We start from the raw sequence: 12,108 nt of genomic DNA on the forward strand, positions 1-12,108 counted from the left end.
CACTAATCTCTTTTAGATTGGTGCTCGTTGTTATAGGAAATATCCCGATAAAGAAGAACGTTGGATTTTTATCCCAACCAGATAGTTAGAGTGCGTTATAACCCTCAGTAACTTTATTCATTGCTGAAGTAAATCCAATTGCTGAGAGTTGAACCTTGTTCCACTGTACATATCTACCATTAACAAAAGCTTCAGCTACAAACTTCCTACCGGCAGATGACTTAGGAGTTTCCATACACTGTGTTTCGCTAACACGATGAGTGGTAAACCTAACCGCTTGCTCTTTAATGCGATGGACTGTCTCGCTTGACTCATCACATACGAGATCTTCTGGATTCACCGATAATGTCGTATACGCAACGGTCACTTCGCCATTATTCATAGGCCAAGCAACCAGAGCCGTTCCTGAGCCAGAGAAAATGTTATGGCTAATCGAAAGAAAAGCTACGTTATTGGTATTTACTTCCCATTTAGTCACGGTGTCATTACTAGCTCGCTGAGAGTGGGAAGTCTTATGAACTTTTTTCTCGACTGTTTCTTCTTTCTGTTGTGCTACTCGATCAATACCCCTTAAGTTTCGTGTAACACAAGAAGACCATAAATTAGGACCTAAAGAGCGATCGCAGGAGTCATTTACCCACGCCTGAGTGGATGAGTCAAGAGATGCTAGGCGATCCTCAGGGAAGTCATTATCAAATGCCTCCAAGTTCCGTTTGACACAAGAACCCCATAAGTTAGGACCTAGAGAGCGAGAGCAAGAGTCGTTTATCCAATTACGGCGTGAACGTTCCGTATCTTTTAATCTTTTATCCGGAAAGTTACTGGCTATTGCATCTATATTCCGGTTAACACACGAGCGCCACAATGAGGGGCCCAAAGATTTTGAACATGAATCGTTAATCCAGTCTCTGTATTCAGGTGCTAATTGGTCTAGCTGGGATTGTGTAGACGTAGCATTTACTACAGTTGGTGAAGTTAAAATTAGAACAATAAAAAGACGAATAATCATTGATTGAACCCTAGCTGTACACATTCTATTCCCAGATCACCGTCAACTCTGGCATCGAAGCCTTTTCGGGCAATCGACCGTAATTCTGAGCGAGCTGCACATAAGTCTCTTGTTGAAGCTTCACCTTTTACACCAAACACTTGCCCAGCTCTTTTATCTCCAACATATAGCTGGAAGAAGTAGTAACCTACTGCAAGAAGTACTAATAACATAATGTAACGACGACGTTTTTTCTTTGAAAAGGTAGCTTCTATATCGCCTTTGGCTATCTCTAGTACTTGTAATGAGTCAGCTTCACGCTTGAGTTTGTAGCCCTTTTTAGACAGGCTATCTACCTCATCTTCCTCACAAATTACTACCGACTTCCTTTTAGTAAGAAGGGCATATTTCATTTCAATACTCACTTAACATGCAGCGATCCTTCATGCGCTAGCATGTGGTAAAGTCTGTACCGGAATCCATCTAGGTAACTCAACAGAGTCATGAATGATACAATAAGATAAGGGCATCTTTAAGCCGAAACATTTGAAACGCAGCATCCTAAATTTGAAGTGTTGAATGGTAAAGTCAGTACCTATTGGGTTTTATGGTAGGTTTGATAAAACGATTTCAGACATTCTTCAGAACTATGATAAGTGTGGAAAGTAAAATGATTTTGCGCCATAACAATTTAAATCAACAACTCAGTCACAAGTAACCGTCATTCCTTTTTAAGAAGGGAATCTTCTTAAGCGCATTATCGGTAATTCATTTCTATTTAACGCGAGTCATGTGTTTTGGAAGACCCTCGCTTTCAAGAGGATGACGACCGGAATAGAACAGACGCTATTTGGACCAGAGTGACAAAGTGTTGTGTTACTTAAAGGGCAAGATTATGGGAGGGTGTATCGGAGTGAATAACAGGTCATGTGAGTACGGTATAAACGGTATAAACGCTATGACCAATCGAAATGTAACTCGATGTTCTAAGCCCCAGAAACGGTGAAACCCCGATGTTGGTAGCATCGGGGTTTCGAATTTCTTTAGATTACTTAGTTGGTAAGACTGAGTATCTTTTTATGCAAAAGGCTGGATTTAATCCAACTAATTCCTTGGTAGGGAATTAGATGCGGATGAAGTCCATGTGCTCAACTTTTGGCTTGAACGCGTGACGTTGAACGTCTTGCGGCTTAACCTTAACTTCTGCGCCGTCAATCAATAGAGTGATTGCTTCGTAGAACTCAGGCTTGTCCATTTGGTTGATCACTTCATCGTGCGTAAGCGCGATAGAGATCGGTGCTGCTTCACCACCGTAGATGATTGCTGGGAATTTGCCAGCGTGACGTAGGCGGCGGCTCGCACCCTTACCTAGTTCAGTACGTACTACTGCTTCGAATTTCATAGTATTTACTCTCAAATAGTAAAATTAATAAATATCGTTCTAATCTTAGCGACCTAGTTAGAACATAGAACGCCTTGAAGTATCTTAAGATACTCTCAAAACGAGCGCGGATACTAACATCCAATAGTCATCTGAGCAATAGTTTGAAGCCAAGATTGACTGATTTTTTAGTCCTTTACGGCTTGTAGGGTAAGGGTTGCTTGTAAACCACCCAATTTGCTTGCAGAAAGTACTAATTCTCCCCGGTAACCATGTGCCATCTCGCTGACAATGTTCAGCCCCAAACCGGTGCCAGGTGTCGTTTCATCCAAGCGAACACCACGTTTTATCACACTGCGACATTGTTCTTCTGGGATGCCGATACCGTCATCTTCGATGATGATCTGAATCATGTTGTCGCTTAACGTGGCTGAATGTACTCGAACCAGGCTCTTTCCCCACTTATAAGCATTTTCTATTAAGTTACCGAGCATTTCGTCTAAGTCGGTTTTCTCAACAGAAACGAATAGCTCAGTATCAAGTTCATTGATGAGTATGATCTCACGCTCAGCATAGACTTTATCGAATGCCAGAGAAATGGCATCAACGCGTTCACTGGGGTTTGATTTGACGGAGAGGATGTTCATTGCGCCGGCCATGCGAGCACGCCCTAAGTGATAATCTATCTGTGATTGAATTTGCAGTAATGCAGGAGCGAGTCTATCACGGTCTTCTTCACTTAGATTGGCTTGCTCATTTTTAAGAATAGAAAGCGGCGTTTTTAGTGCGTGGGAGAGATTACCAGCATGATTACGGGCTCTGGCAAGTAGTTCTTGGTAGTGGAAAATGAGCGCGTTAAGATCGTTGACGAGTGGGGCGATTTCTTTCGGGTACTGTTCATCTAACGACTGGCGCTCGCCATTTCTTAACATCTTAAGTTCTTTTTGCATTTTAGTTAGCGGTCGTAGAGACCAGCTAACTTGGGCAACGACAAGGCTAAGGATGCCGACGACCATAATACCCAATAACACCCAAACTTGGTTGGTGAGAGCATGCAGCGCTTTATCGATGGGCGCTTCATCTTGTGCAATTAGTATAGTGACGCCGTCACTAATGTCGGGAAGGAAGATGGTACGTTTAATGGTGACGAGCTTTTCGTCTTTGGCGCCGTAGTATGACGTGGTGTGAGCGCGTTCTTTTTCTGAGATGTTTTTATCCCAAAGTGAACGAGAGCGCAGTGTGTCGGAATCGGTGTTAATGCGCCAGTACAGCCCGCTGTAGGGTTGATTAAAACGTGGGTCGGAGAGGCGAGCCGTTAGCACGAGATTACCTTGTTTGTTGGTTTCAAGGTTGGCGGCTATTTCGTCCATGGAACGACCTAACTGAGTTTCTAAATCTTGAACCAAGTATTCTCTTACCAAGCCGGGAATCATAATACCCGCTGCAATCGTCATGGCAGATAGCCACAATGTTGCGGCCAGTAGTAAGCGAGTTTTTAAGCTGAGTTTTTTAAACTCAGCTTTTATTGCCGAAGTACGGGTCGTTGATGCATCTGTGTTAGGCATTCAGTTGATACCCTAGTCCTCTAACCGTTTTAATGATTTTCGGTGATATTTTTTTACGAATCCGACCGATAAAAACTTCAACAGTATTGGAGTCACGATCAAAATCTTGTTTATATATGTGCTCGACAAGCTCTGTTCGTGAGATGACTTTCTCTGCGTTGTGCATGAAATACGCAACGACCTTATATTCCAATGCCGTTAGGCTCACCGCTTGGCCTTGCCACATGACTTTAGACGAGCGAGTGTCGAGGCTAAGATCACCAATTTGCATGACGGGAGAGGCGTTTCCAGAAGCACGACGCAATTGCGCTCGAATACGGGCAATCAGCTCCACCATTTCGAATGGCTTGGTTAAATAGTCATCGGCGCCGGCGTTTAGGCCTTCAACACGCTGGCTCAATGTATCTCGGGCGCTAAGAATGACAACAGGCGTATTGATGTTTTCATCTCGGATGCCCTTAAGAACGGTGAGCCCATCAATTTTTGGTAGACCAAGGTCAAGAACGATGACATCCCACTCTTCCGATGTCGCACGATACAAAGCGTCTATGCCATCTTGTGAGAGCTCCGGTACCCAGCCCGCACTTTCTAGCGTATTTATAATTTGCTCACCCAACTTTGGGTCGTCTTCAACTACGAGAATTTTCATGAATAGCGTCTCTTATAATTTATAATAGTCTGTTATTATTTTTTGATGACTTGTTGAAGGTTATGGCCTTTTATTTCCATTAACTCAAGTGTTGTCGCGTTATATTCGACTTTGATAATATCTTGATTATGCATCAATTTTAGCTCATAAACCCATGCATCGTCGTCTTCTTCTAACTCTACTTTAATGACTCGGCCATTCAGGTCATTTTCTACGGTTGCGAACAGCTCAGAAAAAGGTTTGATTAAGCCTCTTTGAACGGCGTCAAATACCTCTTCTTGGTCTTCATCAAACTCGATATGTGCACCACCTGTTTCAACGTCTTGCACGAGTTCATGACCATTGGGTGAGTCTGAAAGGAATGCAGCATGAGTGGTAATAGGAGCCATCCAAAATAAAGAAAGCGCGAATACAGGCAATAAAGATGTCGAAAATCGTCGGTTTCGTTGAACGTGCATGACTCTCACCTATGATTGGGGTTAATGGTTACTCTACCGCAAAGTATAGAGTTTTCAATATGAATAGAAGCTGAATACCGTTACTTCAATTCGTCCGAAAAAATCTTATCGCGTAACTTCCAAAAACGGCCACTTTTTCGTGCAATTATGAAGGTCGGTAGACGAAAGCGATGTTGATTATTAACGATTTTTGTTGGTGATGTGGCATCAAATTCGCGGTGTTTATCTGCGAGATGCGGTCGTACAAACTTCGCCAAAAATAAGGCTTTTTGTTTTTTGGTATTGAGGGACCAGAATTCGCTCACTTGGGCATCGTTTTCGCCAATGTAGGCAATTCGTAGGCTGTTTTTTCCTTTGTCATCTTTATGAACAGACAACTGCATGTCGACACATTCAAATACCAATGCATCTTTAAGGCTGAGCGCCTCTTTTAATTTCTTGTCGGGATCAACGAGTGTGGCATCGCATTCATGACAAATTCGCGCTGCAATGTCGTTGTCAGCGCCACATTCATTGCAATACTTAGCTCTAAAGCGATAGTTGCAGTGTTCGCGTTCTTTGGTTTCTTCATCGGTGAAGTAGCCTTGGCATTTACGGCCAAAATGCTCAAGTAGGAAACCGTTAGCATCCAATTTCCCCCAAAAGTTATTGTTAAACCCACAGGCAGGGCAAGGAATGGTAATGATCTCAGAGTCGCTATCGGGTTTAGGGTTGCCAATTTCCGGCTGATATAAATCGTAGGTATTACCGGCATAATCTAAAACTAAACACTCGGTTTTTCCTTCAGAGAGTCTTAGCCCGCGACCAACAATTTGCTGATATAAACCGACAGATTCGGTTGGTCTTAGAATCGCAATGAGGTCAACATGGGGAGCATCGAAGCCCGTTGTTAACACGGAAACATTCACCAAATACTTAAGCCGTTTTTCTTTGAAGTCATTGATGATGCTGTCTCGCTCGGGAGTTGGTGTATCACCAATCACAATCTGGCTGCATTGTTCTGGTAGAAGCGATAGGATTTCTTGCGCATGACGAACCGTGGCAGCAAAGATCATGATGCCTTGCTTATCTTCACTGTAACGAATTATTTGCTCGATAATCTGTGGCGTCGCGCGTTTAGATTGTTCGATAACTAAGTCGAGTTCCGATTCTTTGTATTTCCCCATGCTCGTAGGCTTGAGTTGTGAAAAGTCGTAACTTAACACGGGCGCGTCAATGAGTTTGGCGGGCGTTAAAAAGCCTTCATCAAGCAAGTACTGGATAGGAAGCTCGAATATACAATCTTTAAAGAAGCGAGGTTCGTCGCTACGTACTAAGCCCTTGGTATGGTATTGATAAATCCAGCCCACGCCGAGTCGATAGGGGGTGGCGGTAAGCCCTAGAATTTTAATGCCGGGATTAATTTCACTTAAATGCGTAATGACTTTTTGGTAGCTAGAGGTTTTCACCTCAGGTACCCGGTGGCATTCATCAATGACTAATAGCGAGAATTGGTTGGCGAAGTGTTCAAGGTTTCGCACAACGGATTGAACGGAAGCAAACACCACTTGTTCCGAGGTTTCTTTTCGTCCCAATCCGGCAGAAAAAATGGAGCCAGTTAGTCCATAGCCTTCATATTTCGCGTGATTTTGTTCCACTAACTCTTTAACGTGCGCCAGCACCAATACACGCCCACGAGCTAATCGAGCTAGATCGGCGATAACGAGGCTTTTTCCGGCTCCTGTGGGTAAGACAATGACCGCTGGCGTATCGTTTTTGCGAAAATAATGCACGACCGCTTTTACGGAGTCGGCTTGATATGGACGAAGTGTGTACATATGAGTGAGTTTGACTCTACATCTGAATGAAAAGCCCATATAATAGCGAACTTAATCAGATTGAGGTATTCATGCGTTTAGATAAATTTTTGTGTGATTCGTTAGGTGTCACCCGTAGAGAAGCAACCATCCTTTTACGAAAAGGGGAAGTGACGGTTAACGGCGAAATCAAAAAGAGTGGTTCCGTTAAGGTGAGCGAGCAGTGCTGCGTAGAATGGCAAGAGCGTGAAATCACGGTTAAAGGCCCTCGTTACATTATGCTCTACAAGCCTGAAGGGTTTGTGTGTTCTCATGAAGATGGATCCAATCAAACGGCATTTGAGCTGCTTGATGAAATTAAAATGGACGCGCTACATTTTGCTGGGCGTTTAGATGTGGATACCACTGGCCTTGTTTTGATCACCGATGATGGTCAATGGTCACATAGAATTACTTCACCAAAGCATAAATGCGAAAAAACCTATCGCGTGTGGCTTGATGAGCCAGTTGAAGAGGATTATGTCGAGAAGTTTAAAGAAGGCATTCAGCTTCGCAGTGAAAAAGGACTAACGTTACCTGCTCACTTAGAAGTGAGAGCAGAAAAAGAAGTGCTGCTAACTATTCATGAAGGTAAATATCATCAAGTGAAGCGTATGTTTGCTGCGCTTGGCAATAAAGTAGAAGCCCTGCACCGTGAACGAATTGGTGAAATTGAGTTAGATGAAGAGTTAGAACTTGGCGAGTATCGTTATCTTACTCAAGAAGAAGTGGACTCAATCTGGAAAAAGTAATAAAACATAAAGCATTATCGCTGCAGTGAATCCATCCTTCCTGACACTGTAGTACTGGTAAATTGTCATGTGAGTAATAAGTGTTATGCCTTTTCATCAGCATGACACTTATTCTATTGTTAGTGTCTGTATATTATTGCTTTGGGCCTAGCCTCTTGGGTAATCCTCTTTCGCAGATAACGGTAAATGGTTAACTCAATTCGGAGTGATTGAGTTTTAGAGTGCATTTGAATGCAAGGATTGCAGGATAATAGCGCTATGACCTAGGAGCTACATGAGTTCTGAATTACGAACGCAACCCGACATACCCAAATTAGGTTTATTGCTATTTCTAGTGCTTGGGGCAATTGGTGCGTTAACCCCGCTCGCCATCGATATGTATCTACCTGCGATGCCAACCATTGCCAAAGATTTTGGCGTTAATGCTGGTGCAGTACAAATCACGCTAACGGTCTACACCGCCGGTTTTGCCCTTGGTCAGCTTTTACATGGTCCACTCGCCGACAGTTTTGGTCGTAGACCGATTTTGCTGTTTGGCGTGTTCTTTTTTGGTGTTGCTTCTGCGGTGAGCGCGACAACAACGAGTATTGAGTCGCTGACGTTAGTACGAACGGCGCAAGGTTTTGCCGGTGCCGCTGCTGCCGTTATTATTCAAGCCATAGTTCGAGACATGTTCGACAAAGAAGACTTTGCTCGCACCATGTCGTTTGTCACATTGGTGATTACCTTAGCGCCGTTAGTCGCGCCAATGATCGGTGGTCATTTAGCGATTTGGTTTGGCTGGCGCTCGATCTTTTGGTTGCTAACGGCATTCTCGGTCGTCGTTATTGCTGCGGTACTATGGAAAATCCCAGAAACGCTAGCACCGGAAAATCGCCAACCGTTACGATTTAGAACTACCCTTAGAAATTATGCCCGTTTATGCAAAAACCCAGTCGCCATGGGCTTAATGTTTTCTGGTGCATTTTCATTTGCTGGTATGTTTGCATTTTTAACCGCAGGCTCCTTCGTTTACATCGATATCTACGGAGTCACGCCTGATCAATTTGGCTATTTGTTTGGTTTGAACATCGTGACCATGATTATCATGACCAGCATCAATGGTCGTTTGGTTAAAAAGGTCGGGCTACATGGCATGCTAAAGTTTGGTCTGAGTGTGCAATTGTTTGCCGGGCTAGGGCTGTTAGCAAGTGGCTTTTTAGATTTGGGTATCTGGGGAATTGTGCCATTTGTGATGCTATTTATTGGGACGTTGTCTACGATTGGTAGTAACTCGATGGGGCTGTTGCTTAGCGGTTACCCAACAATGGCAGGCACCGCTTCTTCGCTAGCAGGAACATTGAGATTTGGCACGGGTTCGGTGGTAGGCGCAATTGTCGCAATGCTCCCCGCAGGAACAATTTGGCCAATGATTGTATTAATGACTATTTGTTCGGTATTATCCGCCGGCTTATATTGGACACTAGGAAAAAAAGCATAATGTCTGAGTATTATTCAGAAATTCAAAACGTGGTAAACAGTGCACTTGAAGAACTAAGTCAAGGGCATCAAAGTGGAAAGGTGATTGATTCACCAACGTCAAACAACCTGTTTTTACTACGTTGGGTAACGAAAAGTATTAAATCGCAGCGTTTTCATAAAGTGGTTGCTCCCGATATCATCCGATGGCAAAAAATGGGGCGCTCTAAAGGCAATGATGCCATGCTAGAGTCGACGTTCCGTCGTATTGCTGCCTATTACAATGAATTCTTTGGTGCCGAAACCAAAGTTGTCACTGATGCGATGATCGAAACGTTCTTAGAGCAAATGGAGCAGGCGGATTGGGGCGTCACTACATCAGAAATCCTAACGGATGGAAGTAAGGTGCAATTCTTTACCGACGGTCAAAATTCATTTGCTTTGTGTGCAAACCAGTGTGATGACTGCTTTGATGGTGAAAAATTAGTCAAACCAATGAGCTGGTTTGTTCGTGGCAACCATGCCGAGTTTATTACTAAAGCGTATGAAGCAGGCTTTATGCTGCACAAACGTACTGATTACAAATCCAAGGTTAAGTACCATGGCGAGTATTTAGTGTATCCAATGAACCAAGGACCTCAATTGGTTGAGATCCCGCTGTCTTTTGTCGCTAAATAATACAGCGCTCTCTAGCCAATCTACTGTGAATAACAAAGGCCTAGCGGTTTCGCTAGGCCTTTGTTGTAAATGGCATCAGAATTACCGCTAACCATTGCTACTGCGCCGCTGTGCGAATCCTCACTTGTATGTGAAGGGCAAGGCAGAGTATTAAGCAACCAGTTGTGTGGTGTTGGTTGTGGTTGGAGCAACCAGGCGATAACCAATATCAATTTTGGTCACTTGTTTTGCCACGATAGCTTGACTGATATGTCGCCCTACGGTGTTACGAGACATATTCAGCAATGATGCTAGTGTGCTGATGTTTAATGGAACCGTGCCATCACTAGTTACCTCTGTAATGGCTTGCATGGCAAGCTGGATTTTTAATTGTGCGTTCTTTTCCCCGCGAAGCCGAAATAGCGTTAAACAAAATCGTTGTTTTTTCGCTAATGATAGATTAAGCATTTTTGAAAACTCGCAGCACGTCTCTAATAGTGCTTCGACCACAGGAAAAGGCAGTGTTAAGGCTTTGCAGTCCGTCATCGCTTGAATGTCAGATTGAGTGCTTTGCCCCAAGATAAGAGGAACATCATTAACCACAATACCCGGAGTAATTAGGTTGTAACTTAGCGTCGTTCCCTCGTCTATGGTAGGACAGAACCCAAGCACGCCACGTAAGGGAATAACAATCTCGTCAGTTGGCTGATCCTGAAAACACAAAAACTTACCTTTCGGAATAGTCACCACTTTACCTTTATCCAACAGTTTATCTGCTAATGATGATGTGATGTGATAGTGACATTGAAGGGCATGCTGAACGTTCATTAACGGCCTCTGATCTGGTCTTTGCTCTTGCCCTTTATCTAGAGGAGGTGGATAGCTAGATAGGGCAGGTGTTGAGTCATTATAATCCGCTACGACGGTGAGATGTATTGGGTTTGGGTTATATGAAATATAACCACGGCTTATGTGTCTTGGCGCCCAATTGAACTTGATCACACGAAAATAAACGTTTTGCTGATTTTCGGGCTATTTGTTTCGGGCTATTTGTTTCGAGCTATTTGGTTACATTGCACTAAGAGTGCAAAGTGGTAAGGGGCTTTTGGCTAGGATGGGCACAATTTAATTAATTGAGTCCCCATCGATGAAAAAAAACAATTTATCCATCGCGTTACTCGCTGTATTTTCCTCTTCTTCATTTGCAGGGGGCATCTTGCTTCATGAAGTGGCGACGTTTGATAGTGTCTCTTCTGCTGGTGTGGGGAACGTTTCTAACCGTATTGATGCTAGCGCCGCCATTACGAGCCCTGCTGGATTAACGTCGATAACAGATTCGAGCTTGTCTGTGGGCGCTCAATATTTGGATGCCTACACAGAGCATAATGGAAAAAATGAGTTCGATGAATCCCTTTCTAGCAATGGTAAAACCCGCTCATTGGTCCCGAGCCTAGCGTACGCTCAGCGTGTCAATGACAGTTGGGTGCTGGGTGCCTCGCTACATGGCGATGGCGGTCTGGGTATGGATTACAGTGGCGGACTAATTGGCTATGAACAGATTAATTCCATCTCACAAGAGGCGCTAAATCTACACCTTTCTGCAGGCTACCAAGCTAGCGACAATTTGTCTTTAGGTGGGGCGGTGGTGGTTCAGCATTTGATGACCTCTATCGACTCTACTGCTAATGCACACATTGACAATGAAGGCAATTCTACCGCCGCAAGCTTTATGTTATCTGCCATGTACGATCTGTCTGAGTCGACTTTCTTGTCCGCTAACTATAAGCACCGTGTTAAGCATGATTTGAGTGATATTGGTATTTCTGGAACAGAGATGCGATTAGATTCAGCAACGTGGCCCTCGCGATTTGACGTAGGTGTACAGCACAAGATTTCTGAACAACTGACGTTTAAAGCCATGACTGGCGTAGAGCTATGGTCTGATTTTGATGATAAAGCCAATGATGTATACAGCGTAGGTACCGCGCTGGCGTATTCCCAAAGTGACTGGACTTATCAAGCCGGGGTTCGTTACGACTCGAAAATGTATGACGCTGAAAACATGACGCCAGCTTTGCCGATAGGCGCCAATTGGTCATTAGGTCTTGGAGCGGAGAAAACTCGTTCAAACGGAGACCGTATTGGTATTGCCTACCAATATCGCCATATGGGTACGCAAGATGTTAATTATAGCGCGGAAAGTTTGGATTATTTTTCAGGCAGTGTAGATACCAATCGAATTCACGTTATTAGCGTCAGTTACGCGTACTAGTCGATAAAGAACTGTAGACAGGATTCAAGAGCGAATCTGTTAACGGTTGAGCCCTTCACTGAGTGAAGGGCATTTTTGTTTTTACGCCAAGGT

Annotated in this window: 12 protein-coding genes; 4 read left to right on the plus strand and 8 right to left on the minus strand. The window is 43.8% G+C overall.

All coding sequences use genetic code 11. The features are described 5' to 3' along the window. Positions 1-85: 85 nt before the first annotated feature. The 7 genes from L4D05_RS19720 to radD form a co-directional block, all read right to left on the minus strand. Positions 86-1,009 (minus strand): hypothetical protein, encoded by a 924-nt coding sequence (locus tag L4D05_RS19720; protein ID WP_428795030.1) that lies wholly within the window; start codon positions 1,007-1,009, stop codon positions 86-88. Then, on the minus strand, positions 1,006-1,413 hold the full coding sequence (locus L4D05_RS19725) for a hypothetical protein (protein ID WP_428795031.1): 408 nt from the start codon (positions 1,411-1,413) through the stop codon (positions 1,006-1,008). The genes L4D05_RS19720 and L4D05_RS19725 overlap by 4 nt, the downstream gene beginning before the upstream one ends. Positions 1,414-2,111: 698 nt before the next feature. Beyond that, positions 2,112-2,390: a 50S ribosomal protein L25 gene (gene rplY / locus L4D05_RS19730; protein ID WP_265677090.1), complete on the minus strand. Its 279-nt coding sequence runs from the start codon at positions 2,388-2,390 to the stop codon at positions 2,112-2,114. Between the two features lie 167 nt (positions 2,391-2,557). Continuing rightward, positions 2,558-3,934, minus strand: coding sequence for an ATP-binding protein (locus L4D05_RS19735; protein WP_428795032.1), 1,377 nt, complete (start codon positions 3,932-3,934; stop codon positions 2,558-2,560). Beyond that, positions 3,927-4,583, minus strand: a complete 657-nt coding sequence (locus tag L4D05_RS19740) for a response regulator transcription factor (RefSeq protein ID WP_428752510.1) — start codon at positions 4,581-4,583, stop codon at positions 3,927-3,929. The genes L4D05_RS19735 and L4D05_RS19740 overlap by 8 nt, the downstream gene beginning before the upstream one ends. 35 nt (positions 4,584-4,618) lie before the next feature. Continuing rightward, entirely contained in the window at positions 4,619-4,972 is a 354-nt protein-coding gene (locus tag L4D05_RS19745) for a PepSY domain-containing protein (protein WP_428752566.1), read from the minus strand. 149 nt (positions 4,973-5,121) lie between these two features. Then, on the minus strand, positions 5,122-6,858 hold the full coding sequence (gene radD, locus L4D05_RS19750; RefSeq protein ID WP_428795033.1) for a DNA repair helicase RadD: 1,737 nt from the start codon (positions 6,856-6,858) through the stop codon (positions 5,122-5,124). 71 nt (positions 6,859-6,929) lie between these two features. Here radD and rsuA point away from each other — a divergent pair, with 71 nt between their 5' ends. The 3 genes from rsuA (at position 6,930) to L4D05_RS19765 (ending at position 9,764) form a co-directional block, all read left to right on the plus strand. Further along, on the plus strand, positions 6,930-7,628 hold the full coding sequence (gene rsuA / locus L4D05_RS19755) for a 16S rRNA pseudouridine(516) synthase RsuA (RefSeq protein ID WP_428752508.1): 699 nt from the start codon (positions 6,930-6,932) through the stop codon (positions 7,626-7,628). A gap of 274 nt (positions 7,629-7,902) precedes the next feature. Next, complete coding sequence (locus L4D05_RS19760) at positions 7,903-9,108, plus strand: Bcr/CflA family multidrug efflux MFS transporter (RefSeq protein ID WP_428795034.1); 1,206 nt, start codon at positions 7,903-7,905, stop codon at positions 9,106-9,108. Further along, positions 9,108-9,764: a DUF2913 family protein gene (locus tag L4D05_RS19765; RefSeq protein ID WP_428795035.1), complete on the plus strand. Its 657-nt coding sequence runs from the start codon at positions 9,108-9,110 to the stop codon at positions 9,762-9,764. Before L4D05_RS19760 ends, L4D05_RS19765 begins: the two co-directional genes overlap by 1 nt. A gap of 150 nt (positions 9,765-9,914) precedes the next feature. On the opposite strand, the gene L4D05_RS19770 is transcribed toward L4D05_RS19765, so the two are convergent. Beyond that, positions 9,915-10,745, minus strand: a complete 831-nt coding sequence (locus L4D05_RS19770; protein ID WP_428795036.1) for a Crp/Fnr family transcriptional regulator — start codon at positions 10,743-10,745, stop codon at positions 9,915-9,917. Between the two features lie 145 nt (positions 10,746-10,890). Between L4D05_RS19770 and L4D05_RS19775 the strand changes: the two genes are divergently transcribed. Continuing rightward, a complete protein-coding gene (locus L4D05_RS19775; RefSeq protein WP_428795037.1) occupies positions 10,891-12,015 on the plus strand; it encodes an OmpP1/FadL family transporter in 1,125 nt (374 codons plus the stop codon). Positions 12,016-12,108 lie beyond the last annotated feature (93 nt).

It is taken from the genome of Vibrio nomapromontoriensis (assembly GCF_050337205.1).
Classification (GTDB): Bacteria; Pseudomonadota; Gammaproteobacteria; order Enterobacterales; family Vibrionaceae; genus Vibrio; species Vibrio nomapromontoriensis.